Below are 18,750 nucleotides of genomic sequence, written 5' to 3' on the forward strand. Positions count from 1 at the left end.
GGCCCGGGTCAGCCCTGCTGCTTGGCTCGGGACTTGGCCCTGGCCCGGCTGGTGGCGTCCAGCTCCACCTTGCGGACCCGGACGATCTCCGGAGTCACCTCGACGCACTCGTCGGCCGCGCAGAACTCCATCGCCTGCTCGAGGTCGAGTTCCAGCGGACGCGCCAGCGTCTCCATCACATCGGCGGTCGAGGACCGCATGTTGGTGAGCTTCTTCTCGCGGGTGATGTTGATGTCGAGATCCTCGGCGCGCGGATTGATTCCGACGACCTGCCCCTCGTAGGTGTCCTGCCCGGGCTCGACGAAGAACTGCCCGCGGTCGGCCAGCTGGATCATCGCGAACGGGGTGATCTGGCCGGCACGGTCGGAGACGAGCGATCCGGTGTGCCGGGCGCGGATCTCCCCCGCCCACGGCCGGTAGCCGTCGAACACCGCGTTGGCGATACCGGTGCCACGGGTCAGCGTCAGGAAATCGGTGCGGAATCCGATGAGTCCGCGGCTGGGCACGATGAAGTCCATCCGCACCCAGCCGGCCGCGTGGTTGGTCATCTCTTCCATGCGGCCCTTGCGGGCGGCCATCAGCTGCGTGATGGCACCGACGAACTCCTCGGGACAGTCGATCGTCATGGCCTCGAAGGGCTCGTGCAGCTTGCCGTCGACGGTGCGGGTGACCACCTGCGGCTTGCCGACGGTCAGCTCGAAGCCTTCGCGCCGCATCTGCTCCACGAGCACGGCCAGCGCGAGCTCACCACGGCCCTGGACCTCCCACGCGTCCGGGCGGCCGATGTCGACGACCTTGATGGACACATTGCCGATCAGTTCGGAATCCAAGCGGGACTTGACCATTCGCGCGGTCAGCTTGTGACCGGACACCTTACCGGCCAGGGGTGAGGTGTTGGTGCCGATCGTCACCGAGATCGCGGGCTCGTCGACGTGGATGCGCGGTAGTGCGTGTGCGTGGTCGGTGTCGGCGAGGGTGTCGCCGATCATGATCTCGGGAATGCCCGCAACCGCGACGATATCCCCCGCGACGGCCTCGTCGGTCGGGGTGCGTTCGACGCCCTCGGTGACCAGCAGCTCGGTGATCTTGGCGTTCGTGATCACGGGGTGGCCGTCGACGTCACGCATCCAGGCCACCTGCTGGCCCTTCTTGATGCGGCCCTTGTAGATGCGGATCAGGGCGAGCCGGCCCAGGAATGCCGACGCGTCGAGGTTGGTCACCAGCGCCTGCAGCGGCGCCTCGGGATCGCCCTGCGGCGGCGGGATGTGCTCGAGCAGCACGTCGAACAGCGGGTCGAGGTTCTCCCCGTCGGGGTTCTCGCCGTTGGCCGGTTGGGTGGTGCTGGCGATGCCCGCACGGCCCGACGCGTAGAGCGTGGGCAGGTCGAGCGCCTTCTCGGCGGCCGCCTGCGCTTCCTCGTCAAGATCGGAGGCGACGTCGAGCAGCAGGTCGTGGCTTTCCTCGACGACCTCGGCGATGCGGGCGTCGGGCCGGTCGGTCTTGTTGACCACCAGGATCACCGGCAGGTGCGCGGACAGCGCCTTGCGCAGCACGAACCGGGTCTGGGGCAGCGGCCCCTCCGAGGCGTCGACCAGCAGCAGCACCCCGTCGACCATGGACAGCCCGCGCTCCACCTCACCGCCGAAGTCGGCGTGGCCGGGGGTGTCTATGACGTTGATCACGGTCATGGAACCGTCGGGGTGATGACGGTGCACAGCGGTGTTTTTCGCCAGGATCGTGATGCCCTTTTCCTTCTCCAGGTCACCGGAATCCATCAGGCGTTCGATGGTGTCGTCGCCGCGGTGGGTCAGGGCACCGGACTGCCGCAACATGGCGTCCACCAGCGTGGTCTTGCCATGGTCGACGTGCGCCACAATGGCGACATTGCGGAAGTCTTGGTTGTTCACGGCCCTGATTCTCGCAGCGCAGGTGCCCTTTTGCGAAAACGGGGAAGGACCAGCAGGGCCGCACCCAGGAAACACAGCGCCCCGAGGAAGGTGCCGAGGTTGGCCAGCAGCTCGTCCTCGGTGATGCCGGTGCGCCGCACGAACGCGCCCACCGCGGAGGCGCCGAAGGCGATCGAGCCGATCATGTTGATCCACTCGGCCTGCCAGTCCCGCGAGCCCAGTGCGATCAGACCTATCGCGATGGTGGCCGCGGCCACCCCGAGCGCCGCACTGACCAGGAAGGCGATGGACCCCAGCGCATCCGGGGCCCAGACATAGTGGCGCCGCACCCCGGTGGCGTGCGCCCAGACCGCGCTGCCGGTGCTGATGTTGAACAGGATCGTTCCGGCGAATTGAATTGCCGCCGAGAGCCATTCCAGCCTCTGGGGCGGTGCCGACAGCATGAGTTGCATCCAGGCAGCGGCGGTGAAGAACCAGGATCCGATGAAGCACAACCAGTTGGCCGCACCGGCACCGGCAACCGTCGAGAAACCGGGCAGGGTCGCCAGCGCGAAGAAGGAGGAACCGACGGCGAACAGCCAGCACTGCCGCGACAGGGTCGCCAGGGTCCCCACACTCGGCATTTCAGCAGGCAATCCACACCGGATGCAAACCCCGCGGAGTTAGCCTGGGTTACCGCCGTCAATTGGAGGTTTGACATGACGGTTTATGAAGTTCTCACCATCGCGGTCATCGTCGTCCTGGGCACCGCGGCGACCGCCGCCATCTATCTCGGATTGCTCAACTGGATCGGCGGGGCGTACATCGTGCGGTGTGCCACGTGTCGGCACCTGACGGTCTCGTCGGATCGCCGGCAGCCGCAGTCCTGCGCGCACTGCCGCCATCCGGTGCTGATGCATCCGGTGCACGCCGCCCATCACCCGCGAGAAGCCGCCGACGTGCGAGTCACCGGCGACCCCCTCAAGTACTAGGTCCGATGTAGCCACTTCTCAGCGCCTCGCTCCGCTGCGGCGCATCGGCGTGACTAGGGGTAGGACAGCAGGACCATGACGCGCCCGCCTGGCGGTGGTGCGGCGAAATCATCCGGGTCGAACCCGTAGTACGTGCGTTGGTCGTCGGTGATCTGGTCGATCACCTTGCCGGTGGCGTGCAGCCGGCCGTCGCCGGCGTCTTTCATGACGCCACGGAAGTCGGGCACCGACATCGATTCCGCGAGCAACAGCGCCTGCCCACCGCCGTCGAGGTCGACCAGAATGCCGGCACCCGCGTAGTTGTTGCCGCCACGTCCCGTCCCGCGCGGCGCCCAATACACGGGTTCCGACGCCGTCCGACCTTCCACCCGCCGATAGTCGCCGACGTGAGTTTCGGCGTCCGCGACGGTGACCTCGGGCAGGTGCGCGATCGTCCGCTTTTCGGCCAGCCACATCCAGCCCAGCGGGATGCAGACGATGCCGTACATCAGCACCATCAGCATCAGCACCGGCTTCCAGGCGATCTCCCAGGACAGCCGCCGCGGTGACACCGGCAACCCGGACAGCTGATCGTCGAGTTCTTTGCGGCCGAATCTGAAGACGTACCAAGCCAATACCCGCGCGCACGCCATGCAGCCGAGGATGATCAGCCCGACGATCCCGGTGACGCGCCAGTAGAACGTACTGTCGCCCTGGTTGGCGGTGGCGGCGACCATGACCGCCGGAATAGGAGCGGTCAGCAGAAGCAGCAGGGCGTAGGACGGGTGGCTGCTCAGGTAGACGTAGTTGACCCGAGCCTGATTGTTGGCCGCATACAGGGTGAAATCACCGATGTCGGCGCGGACCACAGGCGCCCAAGAGCCTTGCACGACACGTGGTTTGACCAGTGAGCGCACGAAGAAGAACCCGGCGATCAGCGCGACCACGAGCGCGCCCCAGAAGGTGCCCGGCATCGACTCCCCTGTGCCCGGCACCCCGAACGCGCCGTGGATGTCGATGGCCTTGCCGATGAAGAAGGCCAGCGGCAGTGCGAAAAACAGTTCCACCAACCAGATCTGGATGAGCTGCGGAATCCGTGAGCCGATCCGGTCGAACGCCAGCACCCGTTGCCAAATGAAGCGAAGCACCGCCACGGCAAGAACCCTCAGCGCGAAATCGGTGCGGTCGGGGTGAATTCGACGGGCATGGCTTCCAGCCCGCTGACGAAGTTGGCGGGCCGCAGCGGCAGCTCGACACCCTCGGCAAGCCGCAGATCCGGCATTCGCGCCAGCACCCGCCGGGTCATGACCGTCAGCTCCAGGCGGGCCAGTTGATTGCCCAGGCAGAAGTGCGTGCCGAACCCGAAGCTGACGTGGTTGTTGGGGGCGCGGTCGATGCGGAACACATCAGGATCGTCGAAGACCGTCTCGTCGAAGTTCGCCGATTCGAACAGCAGCAGCATCTTCTCGCCGGCGCGCAGCGCGGTGCCGTGAAAGTCGGTGTCGGCGGTCAGGGTTCGGCACATGTTCTTGATCGGCGAGGTCCAGCGCAGCATCTCCTCGACCGCGCCGGGCAGCAACTCGGGATCATCGCGTAGAGCCTGCCACTGATCGGGATGCCTGCTCAGTTCGGCGGTCCCGCCCGACAGCGTGTGGCGGGTGGTCTCGTCGCCGCCGATGAGGATCAGCAGTGTCTCGGCGAGGATCTGCTCATCGGTGAGCCGCTGGCCGTCGACCTCGGCGGCGATCAGGACGCTGACGAGATCGTCGGCAGGCTCCCGGCGGCGGGACTCGACGAAGGCGCCCATGAACTCGTTGTAGGCGGTCAGCGCGTTGGCCGCCGTCATAAGCGATTCCTCGGAGGCCACCGAGCTCAGCGCCACCACCATGTCGTCGGACCAGGACAGCAGGGTGGCGCGGTCTTCTGGTGCCACGCCGAGCATGTCGCCGATGACGGCCATCGGCAGCGGTGCGGCCAGGTCGCGGACGAAGTCGCACTCGCCACGCTCGCACACCGCATCGATCAGCGTATCGCACAGATTCTCAATGGAATTCGCCTTGTCCCCGACCCGCTTGCGGGTAAAGCCCGCGTTGACCAGCTTGCGCCGCAGCAGGTGCGCGGGATCGTCCATGTCGATCATGTGCGGCAGCGGCGGGGTGGTCGGGCGGATACCGCCGGCGTTGGAGAACAGCTCGGGGGCGCGCTCGGCGTCGATCACCGCCCGGTAGGTGGCGGCGGCCGCCAGGCCGTTGCGGTCCCGGAAGACCGGCTGATGTTCGCGCATCCAGCGGTAGGCATCACGCGCCTGCATGCTGGCGTAGAACCGGCCGTCCATCAGATCGACGCCGGCGGTGACGTCCGTGAGCACGCCCCAGATCATAGGGCGACGGGCTCACGCCCCAAGGCGTTTCGAGAGCTCCGGCAGCCAGGCCCGGTCCGCGGGAACCCAGTCGAGTGCGTCCAGCTCCCTCGCGTCGACCCATCGCAGCGCGCGGTGGTCGTGCGGGTGCAGGGCCCCGCCGGTACGGGTGACGAGATAGGCGCGCAGGATCAGCGACTCCGAAATGGCCACGTCGGCGCCGAGCCGCTCACCGACCACGACGTCGACCCCGAGTTCCTCGCGCAGCTCCCGCACCAGCGCGTCGGCCTCGGTCTCGCCTGGGGATACCTTGCCGCCGGGCAGCTCCCACAACCCGGCGAGTTCCGGCGGACGCCGGCGCTGTGCCACCAGAACCGTCGCGCCGGAGATCAAGGCTCCGGCGACGACGATCTGGGACACGCCAATGAGCTTATGTCGTGGCGGGATTCGCCTTCACGATGGTCAGCTCGTAATCGTTGCTCTGCCACCCGTTGAGGAAGGCACCGATCGGGACGGCCATGTCCTGGCCGTATCCCGGCCCGCTGTCGTTGAAGTACACCGTGCCGTTCACCAGATCGACGGCGATCACCACCGCTTCGTGGTTGGCGCGGGTGTAATTCGGGGTCGCCGACGTCCGGTAGTCCGGCTGGGTGCTCCAGACCGAGTCGGTGTTGATGGTGACCATCGTCGCGTTGCCCGCGGCCAGCGCGGCTTCCAGGTCACTCAGCGCGATCTGAGCGTCGGCAGAGGTGGCACCGGTGATCCTGTTACCCGCCTCGTCGTAGACGCCGTACCGCTTGGTCGTCGCCGTGACATTCCAATCGGGGTTGGTGTTCATCAGCTGGACCGCGTCTTTGACCGCCACCCCGTTGGCGATGTCCTCGTCGAGGTACATCCGCCGGCCCGGGTAGACGACGCTGGCCGTGGTCTTGGCCAGATTCACCATCGTCGTCTCGTCGGGCTTGTTCCCGGTGACCTGGCCGACCGCCATCGCCGTCGCCATCAGGGTGCAGTTCGAGTAGCTCTGTTTGACCCAGTAGACGGAGTTGTCGCGGTCGCCGTAGTAGCCCGTACCGGGCACCGAAACCACGATCTCGCGCTCGACCGTGTCCGGCTTGGCCACACCCAGCCGGACCGCGATGGTGTGCAGAGCATGCTGCAGCATGCCAAGCGCGCCAGGCAGATCGGCCGCGGTTCCGTTGTCGACCCTGATCGTGAAACGGTCGGTGATGCCGGGGGTGACCAGCTCCGCGTTCGGCGTGTATCGGTATGTGCCCGTTGCACTGTCGTAGGTCACCGTGCCGTGAGTGGGCTGCTTGCTCACCCCGTAGGTGACCGGGTAGCCGTTGTTGCTCACCCCGTTGGCGTCTACCCGGATCGTCTTGCCGGAGCCCGACGGCAGGTACCAGGTCGGTGACAGCGTGGGCGTCCGGTTGAAGAAGATGTAGCTCAGCTGGCGGGACAGGTCGCTCCACATCGACGCCCACGTCTGCGTCGGTGTGGCCGCCGCCGTCGCGCGGGCCGTGGGCGTGACCGATCGCAGTGCGGTGGCCTGTTCGGCCGCAGCCGCGGCCGGTGCACCCGGATCACCATTGGTTCCGGCAACCCCGTTGATGCCACCCTTCCCGCCGGTGCCGCCGTAGGCGGTGCCGCCCCAGCCGCCGCTCGCGCCGGACCCGGCCGCGCCGCCGTCACCGCCGCCCTGGCCACCGTTGCCGCCATTGCCGCCGTTGCCGCCGATGGCGCCCTTGCCGCCGTTGAATCCGTAGCCGCCCGACCCGGCCGCCCCGGCCCATCCGCCGTCACCGCCGTCGCCGCCTCCGGTTCCGCCCTGGCCACCGTTGCCGCCGTACCCGCCGTTGCCGCCGCCACCGCCTGTTCCGCTTCCGGTGCCGGCCCCGCCACCCTGACCGCCGGCACCGCCGTTGCCGCCGCGGCCGCCTGCCGCGTTCGCGCCGCCGGCACCGCCGTCGCCACCATTGCCGCCGTAGCCGCCAAGGCCGCCATTGCCATTGGGATCGGTTGTGTAGCCGCCGAACGAGCCGACGCCGCCGTTGCCGCCGCGGCCGCCCGCGCCGCTGCGACCGCCGGTGCCATTCGCCGAAATGACGAACAGGTAGCGGCCGGCTCCCCCGGCACCGCCGTTGGCACCGCCGGCACCGCCGAACCCGCCGTCGCCGCCGTTGCCGCCGGGCGCGCCGTCTCCTTCGGCGACGGTGCCGGGCCATCTCGCGTTGCCGCCCTGGCCGCCCTGGCCCCCCTGGCCGCCGATTCCGCCGTTGCCGCCGCTGCCGAAGACGAAACTCCCGTTTCCGCCGTCGCCGCCCTTGCCGCCCGGTCCGCCGTCACCGCCCGTGCCGCCGTCGACGTTGGGGCCGACGACCGGGCTCGTGCCGGGCACCCCGGTCTGTCCGGTACCGCCGTCGCCGCCGTAACCGCCGCTACCGAAGACCGACAGCAGACCGACGTTGCCGCCGGCACCGCCGTCACCTCCGCCGAAGCCGCCGGCACCACCCGCGCCGCCGTTGCCCGACCAGAGTCCGCCGGTGCCGCCGTGGCCGCCGTCGCCGCCGTGGTCACCGGTGGCGCCGTAGTAGGGGCTGGTTCCACCGGCACCACCCGCGCCACCGTTGGCGAAGATCGACAACAGTCCCCCGCTGCCGCCGTCGCCGCCCTTGCCGCCGTTGGTGGATGCACCGCCTGCGCCACCGGTTCCGGCGAAGCCCCACACCGACACCAATCCGGTGTTGCCGCCGTGGCCGCCGTCGCCGCCGGTGGCACCGATCGGAATCGCGTTCCCGCCGGCGCCCCCCGCGCCGCCGTTGCCGAAGTAAAGGCCGCCGGTTCCGCCGTTACCGCCTTGCCCGCCAGTGCTGTTGACCTCGGCCTCGCCGGCGAGCACCCCGCCAGCGCCGCCCTTGCCGCCGTTGCCGAACATGCCGGCCGATCCGCCGTTGCCGCCCTTGGTGCCCTGCGCGAATGCCTCACCGCCGGCGCCGCCTGCGCCGCCGTTGCCGGCGATCAGACCGCCGGTTCCGCCCTTGCCGCCGGTGCCTGCCTCCACGCCTGCCCCGCCGGCACCGCCGTTGCCGAACCAGCCGGCCGCGCCACCGTTGCCGCCGTTGAACCCGGCACCGCCGTCGCCGAAGAATCCGCCGTTGCCGCCCTTGCACGCGTTCACGCCGGTGCAGGTGTCGGACGTCCACGAGTAGCCATTGCCGGCGATGAGGCCGGCGTTGGGATGCGCGGCGGTCCCGTTACTGAAGAAGATGCTGACGACCTCGTCGGGCGTCGGCATCGCCGGAACCGCTGCCGCCCTGGGCAACGTCACGCGCGCTGCCGCCGACGTGGGCTTCGACGACTTCGGCGCGGCCTTTGGCGTGGAGCGCACGGTCGGCCGATGCTGGCCGGTGGACTTGGTACTGCTGCTGGATGTGCTCGGGCCTTTCGCGCCCTCCGAGCCGCCCGCGTCGGCCGATGCCGTCGCGGGCATCGAGGCCAGCGCGGCACCGATGCCGATGGCTACCGCCGACGCGCCGAGCCAACCGCCGAACTCGACGGGAAGCGCCCTGATTCGGGTGATCGTAGGCATGGCAAAGGAATTCATCAGCGCCCCCGGAGTTGATGTGCGAATGTGCCCGGATTCCGTCCCTCTTCTCGAGACGGGGCCTGTCGAGCAACGCACGCAACGTAGCACCGTTGTGGCAAACACGTCCCGAAATTGAGACAGATGTCCCGGTTTCTCGGCCTTCCCCTCGGGTGCCGGCAGGAGAAGACTTGTGCCATGCCACTCACCGATGAAGAAATTGATTCCGCCATCAAGGATCTCGACGGCTGGGAGCACGCCGACGGGGCGCTGCGCCGTTCAGTGAAGTTCCCGACGTTCCTCGACGGCATCGATGCGGTACGCCGGGTCGCCGAACACGCCGAGGACCGCGACCATCATCCCGACATCGATATTCGCTGGCGGACAGTAACTTTCGCCCTCGTGACACATTCCGAGGGCGGGATCACCGACAAGGACGTGCAGATGGCGTCCGCTATCAACGGGATTGTCGACGACCGCTGATCGCGATCCAGGCCAGCGTGGCCAGCGTTGCCGCGATGTAGGCCAGGCCCGGCCAGGCCAGATACCACGGCCGGCCGATCTGCCAGATCGTCGGCTGGGCGAAGCTCAGCAGCCACGGCACCCCGATCAGCGTCAGCACCAGCCAGCCCCACCCCAGCACGCGCGCGCCCGCGCGCGATCGCCACGGGCCGTGGATGAGCCAAACCATCAACGGCAGCAACCACACCCAGTGATGGGTCCACGAGATCGGCGAGATCAGCAGGCCGAACAGCTGCACCACCAACAGCGAACCGAGCCGCTCACCGTCCAGCGCACGCCAGGCCAGCAGCGCCAGAACCGCGGTCACCGCGATGCCGGCCAGCACCACCGGCCCGTAGCCGGCGTCGTGGCCGAGGATGCGGGAGATTGCGCCGCGCCAGGATTGGTTGAACGAGGTTCCGATCGGGCCGACGCGTCCGGCGTCACCGAGCAGGTCGGTGAAGTAGAAGCGGGCCTGCTGCCCGATCACCGCGACCGACAGCGCGACGGTGCCGAAGAACACCACCGCCGAGAAGATCGCGGCGCCCCAGCGGCGCACACCCAAGAAGTACAGCCCGGTGACGGCCGGTGTCAGCTTGATCCCGGCGGCCACGCCGACCAGCAGACCTGAGAGCCACCACCGGCTGCTGTAGGCGGCGACCAGGACGGCCAGCACCAGGATGACGTTGATCTGGCCGTAGTCGAAGTTGCTGCGCAGCGGTTCGATCCAGATGCCCACCGCGGTCCACAGCATGGCGACGCGGTGACCCTGCCAGGCCGGCACGCCGAGCAGCCGCTGACTGACCCGGACCACGCCGTAGAGCGCGGCGACGATGCCGAGCTGCCAGCAGAACGCGACCAGTCCGAACGGCAGGAGGTGCAGCGGGTAGAACACCAGCGCCGCGAACGGCGGATAGGTGAACGGCAGCGGGAAGTCCGGCGTCTGGTCGGCGTAGACGTAGGAGTACAGCGTGCCGGGGTGGTCCAGCGCGCCCGCACCGCCGAGATAGACGTGAAGGTCGACGAAGTTCGCGCCGTTGGGCACCAGGTAGGTCCACGCGAACCGGGCGGCGATGCTGACGACCAGCACCACCGGGGCCAGCCAGGCTGGCCGCGCCGCCGAGGCCACCGGGGCCGCTGTGTCCACCGTGCGACTCTAGCGACGGACGCTGCGCCGAGGTCGATACCGGTCACCATCGGCCATCACTGCCGTAACGGTTGAATAAACACCACACGTGTCACTTGAGTAACTCTAGTAACGGACTACCTTCGGGTTAGACCTGCACTCGAGGGATTGGGATGACCATGCCACGTATATCAAAGCTGTTCGCCGCCAACGCAATTGCGGCTGCCGGGCTATGCTCGGCAGCCCTCGCGCTGAGCCCGTCCGCTGCCGCTGACCCGGGCGTCTCGCCCGCCGTTCCCGGCGTGCCCGCGCTCAACATGTTGCAGCAATTCGCCACGAACCCGGCCAGCGCCGCGGCGCTGCTGCAGACCTTCGGAACCGCGCTCAGCGGCGCGTCGGCGCTGACCGGAGCACCGTCGACGCTGCCCGTGTCGCCGATCGGCGGCGCGCCGGCCACGCTGCCGGTGTCACCGATCGGTGGCGTCCCGGCCGCTCCCGCACCGGTTGCGGCGCCCGCACCGGCCGCCGGCGGCATCGCCGGACCGATCATCCCGCTGCTCAACCAGCTCGGGGTGCCCGGCGACCTGGCCAACCTGACGCCGTCGAACGTGCCGTTCCCGGTGAAGATCGGCGACAACCTGGCGGTCGGCAACCCGGCGCCCATCGCCCCGGTGGCCACCGAGGTGGCCGGCCCGGCCGGTGTGCCGCCGGCCAGCAGCCCGGTCGCACCGACCACACCGGGTGGGGCTGGCATCGGCCAGCTGCTGCCGCTGTCCGCTCTGCCCTGACCAATCACCACCCGATGAGGGAGTTCACCGTGCCGCAGATCGCCAAGCCGGCTCTTCTGCTGACCACCGCCGCGCTCGTGGCCGCGACCAGCCTGGCGTTCAGCCCGGTCGCGGCCGCGGACCCGGCCATCCCGCTGGATCCCGGCCAGCTGCCCGGCCTCGACGCCATGCAACTGCTCGGGCCGGTCGTCCAGCAGGCCGCGGGGAACCCCTCATCGGCGCAGTCGCTGCTGCTCGCGGCGGCTTCGCAACTCGCTGGTGGCGCAGCCACGCCGGGCGGCTCGGCGGCGCTGGCCCAGCAGGTCACCAAGTTCGTGCAGGAGGGCGGGGCCGCCGGCCCCTCCGCCGCATTGCCGTCGGCGGCTCCCCCCGCCGCCCAGGCGACTGGCATCGCGCACGGCACCACGCCGCTGCTGACGCCCGGCACGGGCAATGGCCCCGTCCCCCTGCCTGAACACCTCCCCGATGGCGCCGCGCCCAGCGCGATCTTCGGCACCGAGGCGCATCTGCCCATCGGCATCGACCCGACGCACGCCGTCGGCCCGGCGCCGGAGGCACTTCCAGAGGTGCCCACCCCGGTGACGGTCGTGAACCCGGCCGCGCCGCCGACCCCGACCGCGACACCAGTCGGCAACTCGATCAACGTCGCGACACCGAACCCGGCGCCCACGGCGGCGACTCCCCCGAACTACGACCCGGCGGCGCCGCCGACGCAGGACTTCATGTACCCGTCGATCAGTAACGGCTGTCTGAAGGACGGCGGCAACGTCATCGCGACCGCGATCTCGGTGGCCGGCCCGGCGAAGATCCCCACCCCCGGACCGGCGGCCGGCCAGACCGCCTACGTGTTCACCGCCGTCGGCACTCCCGCCCCGGCCGCCGAGCAGAAGCTGCCGCTGAACGTCACCTGGGTCAACCTGACCACCGGTAAGTCCGGCAGTGTCACACTCAAGCCCAACCCCGACATCAACTCCGCGGGCCCGACCACGCTGACCGCCATCGCCGACACCGGCTCGGGCAGCATCATGTCGACGATCTTCGGCCAGGTGACCACCGTGGACAAGCAGTGCACCTTCATGCCGACGATCGGTTCCACCGTCGTGCCATAAAGCGCGAAAAGCCGCGCTAGGGTTGGGAAATCGCAATCCCAACTTAGGGGCGGTTCGTATGGAGATGCTCGATCCCCTTGACGCGATGTTGCTGACGGCCGAGCTGATCTCGAGCCCGATGCATGTCGCGCTCGCGCTGATCATGAGCCCGCCCGAGGGCATGACCGGCACGGCGTTCGTCGACGAGATGTATCAGCAGGGCCTGACCGCGTCCGACCCGGTGGACCCGCGATTGCGCCGGCGTCCGCACCGCGGAGTGGAGACCGGCGGCTTGTGGGTGTGGCGCGACGTGGCCGATCTCGACCTGAGCCGCCACCTGCACCGGCTGACGATGCCGCGCGGTTCGAGCACCGACGACCTGTGGGCGCTGGTCTCCGAGTTACACGCCGAGCCGCTCGACCGGTCGGCACCGCTGTGGCTGGCGTATCTGATCGACGGCCTCGACGGCGATCGGTGCGCCTTGTACATCAAGATCCATCACATCGTCGTCGACGGTGTCGCGGGCCTGAAGATGATCGGCGATTCGCTGACCGACGATCCGGATCGGCGCGCGATGGCGCCGTTCTACGCCAGCACCCAGCCCGCCAAATACCCGCGGCGCCGCAGCCTGAATCCGTTGTCGGTGGTGCGGGACGTCGCGGGCGCCGCGGCATCGGGGGTGAGTCTGGCTCGCCATGTCGCGTCGGCGGAATTGGCGAACATCATCGGCGGGCTGACCACATCCACGGTGGCGACGCCGTTCGGCGCACCGCACACCAGGTTCAACACCAAGCTGAGCCCGTACCGGGTATTCGCGGCAACCAGCTTGGACCGCAAGCGAATTCGAGCCATCCAGGATGCGGCCGACGTGACCGGCAATGACGTGGTGACGGCGTTGATCACCGGTGTGCTGCGGGATTGGCTGACCAAACAGGACGAGCTGCCCGATCAGTCGTTGGTGGCGCTGTGCCCGGTGACGGTCCGCGGGCGCGACGCGGCCGGCGACGACGGGCACGGCAACCAGTTCGGCCTGGGGCTGTGTCCGCTGCCGACCGCCGTCGAGGATCCGGCCGAGCGGCTTCGCCTGGTGCACTATGCGATGTCGAACGTCAAGCACCAGGTCGCCGCCAACGGGCCCGGCGCGATGCTGCTCGTGCTGATGCCGGCCGTCGTGCCGACGGCGCTGTCCCCGATGTTGCCGTTCGGCTCGCGGGTGAAGCCCAGCTACAACCTGCCGATCTCCAATGTGCCGGGACCGCAGACGCACAGCTATTTCAACGGAGCCAGCGTCGACGAGATCTACCCCGTGTCTGTCGTGTACGACGGGATGGCACTCAATGTGACGCTGTGCTCCTACGCCGACCGGATCGGCGTGGGCTACATCGCCGACCGCGACGTGGTGGGCGACGTCGACGACCTGGTTCCGCTGACCGAAACCGCGCTCGCGGAACTCGAGGCCGCCATCGGGGTGGCCTAGCTGCGTTGATCCAGAACTGAGAGCGAAAATTCGGGCGAATCGTCGCTCTCAGTTCTGCCTCAATGCCAGTTAGTACGCCATGAACAGGATTTCGTCCCGGCCATAGTCCATGCCGGGGTGCGCCGCGGCCAGGTGTTGCTTGGTCAGATCGACCAGCTCGTCCTCGTCCTTGGCACTGATCGCCTCACCACACGGGCAGTTGATGTGCGTCTTCATGCTTCCTCCTATTTCTTGGCTGCAGCTTTCATCTTCTTCTTGTACGCCCTGACCTCTTCCAGCGACCCCTTGTCGACCACATCGGCGATCGACATGTGGGTGCCGGCCTTGCCGTAATCGCCGGCCGCCTCGCGCCAGCCCTTGGGCGTGACGCCGTACTGCTTGCCCAGCAGGGCCAGGAAGATCTTGGCTTTCTGTTCGCCGAATCCGGGCAGGGCCTTCAGTCGGCGCAACACCTCGGCGCCGTCGGGGTCGCCGTCGAGCCACAGCCCGGCGGCGTTGCCGTCGTAGCGGTCGACGATCTCGCGGGCCAGGTCCTGCACCCGCTTGGCCATTGACCCCGGAAAGCGGTGCACGGCAGGCGTTGTCGAGAATTTCTCGGTGAACTGCTCGGGGTCGTAGTCGGCGACCAGCCGAGGGTCGATACCGCCGATCCGCTCGACGATCTTGCGCGGCCCGGCGAAGGCGGTTTCCATCGGGATCTGCTGATCCAGCAGCATTCCGGTCAGCAAGGCGAACGGATCCTCACTCAAAAGATCGTCGGACGCGGGATCCTGGGTGAGCTGCAATCTCGCCATGGCAGTCAGTTTAGGTCCAGGCACAGCTAGCAGGACAGGAGTGGCACATGTCGGGTGCGGTAGCGCTCGCACTGGCGGTCGCGCTCGCCGCGGTCGCGCTGATCGTCGGCGCCATCGCCGTCCTGACCCGCAGCGTGGTCAGCACTCCCGCCGAGCGCACGGTGCACGCCGCGCTGCACACCGCCTCGCTGGCGGCCCGCTCGCTACGCAAGGGCCTGGACGCCGACTCCGCCGCCGGCGCCGCCCCGCACCTGCGCAGCCTGACCGGCTCCGACGGCGTCGCGATCTACGACGGCGACACGGCCCTGCTCGCCCTCGACCCACCCGACGATGTGTTGTGGACGCCGGCCGCCCTGGAGATCTCTCACCACACCGCCCGCGACGCGATCGCCGGCCAGCGCCGGGTGCTGGCCCGCGAACAGTCCCCCGCCGTCGTGGCCCAGCCGATCCTCGACGACGACGGCACTGTGATCGGCGTCCTCGTCGTGGTCAATGCCGACGAGCCGTCGCCCGGAATGCTCGGCGCCATCGCCGAGGTCGCGCGCTACGCCGCCAGCCAGCTCGAGCTCGCCGAGCTCGACGCGTCGCGGGCCCGCCTCGACCGCGCCGAGGTGCTCGCGCTGCGCGCACAGATCAGCCCGCACTTCATCTACAACGCGCTGAACACCATTGCCTCGTTCGTCCGCACCGACCCCGACCGGGCCCGCGACCTCATCCTGGAATTCGCCGACTTCACCCGGTATTCGTTTCGCTCCGCGGGGCCCTACACGGTGCTGGCCGACGAGCTGCGCAACATCGACCGCTACCTGACGCTCGAGCGCGCCCGCTTCGGCCCGAATCTGTCGGTGACACTGCAGGTCGCACCGGAGGTGCTGACGGTCGTGGTCCCATTCCTGGCGCTGCAGCCGTTGGTGGAGAACGCGGTCCGGCACGGCCTGGCCGGACGCCAAGGCGGGTCGATCGAAATCGTCGCGCGCGACGAAGGTTCCGACTGTGTCATCAGCGTGGAGGACGACGGTATCGGCATGGACCCCGAGGTCCTGCGCTCCGGGCACGGCGACGTCCTCGGCGAGGGCGAGCAGACCGCCCACGTCGGACTGAGCAATGTCGACCATCGCCTGCGTGCGGCCTTCGGCAACGACTACGGTCTGGTGGTCGAGACCGCCCCGGACGCCGGTACGAAGGTGATCATGCGGGTGCCGAAGTTCCGCACGGGCGTCAGAGTTTGACCGGAGGAGACAACGATGGCAGGGCTGTGGGTGCTGGCGGTCGACGACGAAGCCCCCGCGCTCGACGAGCTCACCTACCTCCTCGGTGAACATCCCGACGTCGCCGAGGTGGCCGGCGCCGGCGACGCCACCTCCGCGCTGCGCATCATCAACGAACGCACCGTCGACGCGATCTTCCTCGACATCAACATGCCAGGCCTGTCCGGCCTCGAATTGGCCAGTGTACTGGGCAATTTCGCGCATCCGCCCGCAGTCGTCTTCGTCACAGCGCACGACGACAAGGCGCTGGCGGCCTTCGAGGTCGGCGCGCTGGACTACTTGCTCAAGCCGATCCGCAAGGAGCGTCTCGACGAGGCCGTCCGCCGGGTGATGTCCGCCCGCACCGCAGAGTCCGCCCCATCGGCCGACGAACCGCAGGCCGACACCATCCCGGTCGAGCTCGGTGGCGTCACCCAGCTGGTGCGCTGCGACACCATCGGCTGGGTGGAGGCCGAAGGCGACTACGCCCGCCTGCACGCCGCCTCCGGATCGCATCTGGTGCGAATTCCGTTGAGCACCTTGGAAGACCGCTGGCGCAACCGCGGCTTCCAGCGGGTGCACCGCTCCTATCTCGTCGCACTGAACATGGTGACCGGCCTGCGCACTTCCGGCGCGTCGACGATGGTGCGGATGCGCGCCAACGGCGCATCGGCGGCGGTCGAACTGCCGGTCAGCCGCCGCCAGGCCCGCGAACTGCGCGATCGGCTCATCCGCGACCCGATGCGGACCTTCCGCCCCGGTACCACCAATGACTAGGCCGAGCCGCCCGCAGCGCGAACGCGTGGTGCTGGCCCACCGGCGCGGCACCCGCGTGGTGCACACCCGCGTCGAGGTCCAGGAGCAGACCGAGATCGGCGACGCCCTGGTACGCGGCCTGGTGCGAGCCCAGCTCGGTCTGGCACTGCGGCTGGCCCTGCTGGTGGCCGGCGGCATGGCCGCGCTGCCATTGCTCAATGCGGTGTTCCCAGAACTGTCCAGCGCCAGCGTGTTCGGGGTGCGGCTGAACTGGCTGACCCTGGCGGTACTGGTCTACCCCGCGCTCTACGGTGTCGGCCGGCTGTTCATCCGGCTGGCCGAACAGGGCGAGCGCGACTTCATGGGCGTGGTCGACGACGAGAGTCCGCCATGAGCGCATCGACGGCGACGGCCCTCACCGCCGGTGGCCTGCTGGCCGCCGCCGTGGCGACGGTGGCTGTCGGCGCCTACGGGGTTCGGCTCTCGCGCACCACGTCCGACTTCCTGGTGGCCTCCCGCACAGTCGGCTCACGCTGGAACGCTGCCGCGATCTCCGGTGAATACCTGTCGGCGGCTTCGTTTCTCGGTGTCGCCGGGCTGATCGCCAAGTACGGAGCCGACGCGCTGTGGTATCCGGTCGGGTTCACCGCGGGCTATCTGGGCCTGCTGTTGTTCGTCTCCGCCCCGCTGCGGCGGTCCGGCGCCTACACCGTGCCCGACTTCGCCGAGTTCCGGCTGGGCTCGCCTCAGGTCCGCCGGGTCGCGATGATCGTGGTGGTGACGGTCTGCGTCCTCTACCTGATCCCGCAGTACCAGGGCGCCGGTATCGCCCTGAAAGCCCTTCTCGGCGTGCCTGTTTGGCTGGGCCCGTTGGTTGTCGGCGGGATCGTGATCGTCAACGTCGTCGGCGGCGGGATGCGGTCCATCACGTTCGTGCAGGCGTTCCAGTACTGGCTCAAGCTGACCGCCGTCGCCGTCCCGGCACTGGTGCTGCTGATGCATTTCGGTCACGGGCACGCCCAGCTCGGTGGCCCGCTCCCTCCGACGGTGGACCAGCAGACCGTCGTCACCGTCGAGACCGATGTCGTCGTCACCGTCGCCGACCCTGCCGGGGTGACGGTGAACTCTGAGCCGCTGCCCGGCGCCGGTCAGTACAGCCTGCCGGAGGGAACGACCCTGACACTGGCCGCGGGCGCCCAGACCCCCGTCGTCGCCGGGGCGCCGGCCAGCGGCACGGCATGGATTCAGAACGGCGGCGGGCTGGGTGGCAATCACCCTCTTTACCAAGTGTTTTCGATCATGGTGGCGACATTTCTTGGGGCGATGGGCCTGCCGCATGTGCTGGTTCGCTTCTACACCAACCCCGACGGGCGCGCAGCACGCCGGACGGCCTTGACCGTGATCGGCCTGCTGGCGTTGTTCTATCTGTTCCCTGTCCTGCTCGGGGTGTTCGCCCGGCTGTATGTGCCCCAGCTGCTCGTCACCGGCAAGGCCGACGCCGCCGTGTTGCTACTGCCGTCGGCCGCGATCGCCGGGCTGCCCGGTGAGCTGATCGGGGCGCTGGTCGCCGCGGGCGCCATCGCGGCCTTCCTCGCGACGTCGTCAGGGCTGCTGGTCAGCATCGCCGGCGCGCTGTCCACCGACGTATTGCGCGGCCGGGTCAGCGATTTCCGGCTGGTGGCGCTGATCGCGGGGCTCGTCCCGATTCCGCTGTCCCTCGTCTCCCCTGTGCTGGACCTGTCCCGCGGCGTCGGACTGGCCTTCGCCGTCGCGGCCTCGACGCTGTGCCCGCTGCTGGTGCTCGGCATCTGGTGGCGCGGGCTGACGGCGGCGGGCGCGATCGCGGGTCTGACCGTCGGCGCGTTGGCCTCCGGGGTGGCCATTCTGATCGCGGTCACCGGCTGGGTCGACGACGACGTGCTCGGCGGCTGGCTGACGACGCTGATCGGCTATCCCGCCGCCGTCACGGTCCCGCTGGCGTTCGCGACGATGGTGCTGGTCAGCCGGTTCACCCGAGGCGATGTGCCACCCGACGTGGCGCGCATCTTCGCCCGCATGCACGTGCCGGAACGGCTCGGGATGGGCCTGGAACGAGTCCCGCGCGGCTGATCAACAACCGTTCAGCGCCGACCGCCAACCGTTCACCGCATGGTCCGCGCGAGCCCTAGGGC

The 18,750-nt window shown here is 69.0% G+C and carries 19 protein-coding genes; 10 read left to right on the plus strand and 9 right to left on the minus strand.

The genetic code is table 11. From position 1 onward, the window contains the following. Nucleotides 1–8: 8 nt before the first annotated feature. On the minus strand, nucleotides 9–1,907 hold the full coding sequence (gene typA / locus HPC46_RS16460; protein WP_179471701.1) for a translational GTPase TypA: 1,899 nt from the start codon (nucleotides 1,905–1,907) through the stop codon (nucleotides 9–11). Continuing rightward, nucleotides 1,904–2,530 carry a hypothetical protein gene (locus tag HPC46_RS16465; protein WP_179471703.1) on the minus strand — a complete coding sequence of 209 codons (627 nt, stop codon included), beginning with the start codon at nucleotides 2,528–2,530 and terminating at the stop codon, nucleotides 1,904–1,906. Before HPC46_RS16465 ends, typA begins: the two co-directional genes overlap by 4 nt. 75 nt (nucleotides 2,531–2,605) lie before the next feature. On the opposite strand from HPC46_RS16465, the gene HPC46_RS16470 reads away from it, so the two are divergent. After that, nucleotides 2,606–2,878: a hypothetical protein gene (locus HPC46_RS16470; protein WP_179471705.1), complete on the plus strand. Its 273-nt coding sequence runs from the start codon at nucleotides 2,606–2,608 to the stop codon at nucleotides 2,876–2,878. A gap of 53 nt (nucleotides 2,879–2,931) precedes the next feature. Here the strand turns inward: HPC46_RS16470 and HPC46_RS16475 are convergent, their stop codons facing one another. The 4 genes from HPC46_RS16475 to HPC46_RS35535 are packed head-to-tail and all read right to left on the minus strand — an operon-like array spanning nucleotide 2,932 to nucleotide 8,514. After that, a complete protein-coding gene (locus HPC46_RS16475) occupies nucleotides 2,932–4,011 on the minus strand; it encodes a hypothetical protein (protein WP_179471707.1) in 1,080 nt (359 codons plus the stop codon). A gap of 11 nt (nucleotides 4,012–4,022) precedes the next feature. Continuing rightward, nucleotides 4,023–5,237 (minus strand): cytochrome P450, encoded by a 1,215-nt coding sequence (locus tag HPC46_RS16480; RefSeq protein WP_179471709.1) that lies wholly within the window; start codon nucleotides 5,235–5,237, stop codon nucleotides 4,023–4,025. Nucleotides 5,238–5,249: 12 nt separating this feature from the next. Continuing rightward, on the minus strand, nucleotides 5,250–5,636 hold the full coding sequence (locus tag HPC46_RS16485) for a (deoxy)nucleoside triphosphate pyrophosphohydrolase (RefSeq protein WP_179471711.1): 387 nt from the start codon (nucleotides 5,634–5,636) through the stop codon (nucleotides 5,250–5,252). 10 nt (nucleotides 5,637–5,646) lie between these two features. Then, nucleotides 5,647–8,514, minus strand: coding sequence for an Ig-like domain-containing protein (locus HPC46_RS35535; protein ID WP_179471712.1), 2,868 nt, complete (start codon nucleotides 8,512–8,514; stop codon nucleotides 5,647–5,649). Here HPC46_RS35535 and HPC46_RS16495 point away from each other — a divergent pair. Next, complete coding sequence (locus HPC46_RS16495) at nucleotides 8,486–8,941, plus strand: hypothetical protein (protein WP_179471714.1); 456 nt, start codon at nucleotides 8,486–8,488, stop codon at nucleotides 8,939–8,941. The two genes, HPC46_RS35535 and HPC46_RS16495, sit on opposite strands and share 29 nt — an antisense overlap. Before the next feature lie 59 nt (nucleotides 8,942–9,000). Further along, the gene (locus HPC46_RS16500) at nucleotides 9,001–9,285 is read left to right on the plus strand and encodes a 4a-hydroxytetrahydrobiopterin dehydratase (RefSeq protein WP_179471716.1); all 285 of its coding nucleotides are present in this window, start codon (nucleotides 9,001–9,003) and stop codon (nucleotides 9,283–9,285) included. Here the strand turns inward: HPC46_RS16500 and HPC46_RS16505 are convergent. Beyond that, nucleotides 9,260–10,450, minus strand: coding sequence for a mannosyltransferase (locus HPC46_RS16505; protein WP_179471718.1), 1,191 nt, complete (start codon nucleotides 10,448–10,450; stop codon nucleotides 9,260–9,262). The genes HPC46_RS16500 and HPC46_RS16505 overlap by 26 nt on opposite strands. A 158-nt stretch (nucleotides 10,451–10,608) precedes the next feature. Between HPC46_RS16505 and HPC46_RS16510 the strand changes: the two genes are divergently transcribed. The 3 genes from HPC46_RS16510 to HPC46_RS16520 are packed head-to-tail and all read left to right on the plus strand — an operon-like array spanning nucleotide 10,609 to nucleotide 13,782. Beyond that, nucleotides 10,609–11,217, plus strand: a complete 609-nt coding sequence (locus tag HPC46_RS16510) for a hypothetical protein (protein WP_179471720.1) — start codon at nucleotides 10,609–10,611, stop codon at nucleotides 11,215–11,217. Nucleotides 11,218–11,231: 14 nt separating this feature from the next. Further along, a complete protein-coding gene (locus HPC46_RS16515) occupies nucleotides 11,232–12,326 on the plus strand; it encodes an Rv1157c family protein (protein ID WP_179471722.1) in 1,095 nt (364 codons plus the stop codon). A gap of 58 nt (nucleotides 12,327–12,384) precedes the next feature. Beyond that, on the plus strand, nucleotides 12,385–13,782 hold the full coding sequence (locus HPC46_RS16520) for a wax ester/triacylglycerol synthase family O-acyltransferase (RefSeq protein WP_179471724.1): 1,398 nt from the start codon (nucleotides 12,385–12,387) through the stop codon (nucleotides 13,780–13,782). A 69-nt stretch (nucleotides 13,783–13,851) separates the two neighbouring features. On the opposite strand, the gene HPC46_RS16525 is transcribed toward HPC46_RS16520, so the two are convergent. Next, nucleotides 13,852–13,998 carry a hypothetical protein gene (locus HPC46_RS16525; protein ID WP_005147085.1) on the minus strand — a complete coding sequence of 49 codons (147 nt, stop codon included), beginning with the start codon at nucleotides 13,996–13,998 and terminating at the stop codon, nucleotides 13,852–13,854. 8 nt (nucleotides 13,999–14,006) lie between these two features. Beyond that, the gene (locus HPC46_RS16530; RefSeq protein ID WP_179471726.1) at nucleotides 14,007–14,576 is read right to left on the minus strand and encodes an HhH-GPD-type base excision DNA repair protein; all 570 of its coding nucleotides are present in this window, start codon (nucleotides 14,574–14,576) and stop codon (nucleotides 14,007–14,009) included. Between the two features lie 47 nt (nucleotides 14,577–14,623). Here HPC46_RS16530 and HPC46_RS16535 point away from each other — a divergent pair, with 47 nt between their 5' ends. Genes HPC46_RS16535 through HPC46_RS16550 form a run of 4 tightly spaced genes read left to right on the plus strand, consistent with a single transcriptional unit; the run spans nucleotide 14,624 to nucleotide 18,688 of the window. Then, nucleotides 14,624–15,805: a sensor histidine kinase gene (locus tag HPC46_RS16535; RefSeq protein WP_179471728.1), complete on the plus strand. Its 1,182-nt coding sequence runs from the start codon at nucleotides 14,624–14,626 to the stop codon at nucleotides 15,803–15,805. Nucleotides 15,806–15,820: 15 nt separating this feature from the next. After that, nucleotides 15,821–16,600 carry a LytR/AlgR family response regulator transcription factor gene (locus HPC46_RS16540; RefSeq protein ID WP_179471730.1) on the plus strand — a complete coding sequence of 260 codons (780 nt, stop codon included), beginning with the start codon at nucleotides 15,821–15,823 and terminating at the stop codon, nucleotides 16,598–16,600. Next, nucleotides 16,593–16,973 (plus strand): hypothetical protein, encoded by a 381-nt coding sequence (locus HPC46_RS16545; RefSeq protein ID WP_036424007.1) that lies wholly within the window; start codon nucleotides 16,593–16,595, stop codon nucleotides 16,971–16,973. The genes HPC46_RS16540 and HPC46_RS16545 overlap by 8 nt, the downstream gene beginning before the upstream one ends. Further along, nucleotides 16,970–18,688: a sodium/solute symporter gene (locus tag HPC46_RS16550; RefSeq protein ID WP_179471731.1), complete on the plus strand. Its 1,719-nt coding sequence runs from the start codon at nucleotides 16,970–16,972 to the stop codon at nucleotides 18,686–18,688. The genes HPC46_RS16545 and HPC46_RS16550 overlap by 4 nt, the downstream gene beginning before the upstream one ends. The last annotated feature ends 62 nt before the right edge of the window (nucleotides 18,689–18,750 follow it).

Source organism: Mycolicibacterium vinylchloridicum (assembly GCF_013404075.1).
Taxonomy (GTDB): Bacteria; Actinomycetota; Actinomycetes; order Mycobacteriales; family Mycobacteriaceae; genus Mycobacterium; species Mycobacterium vinylchloridicum.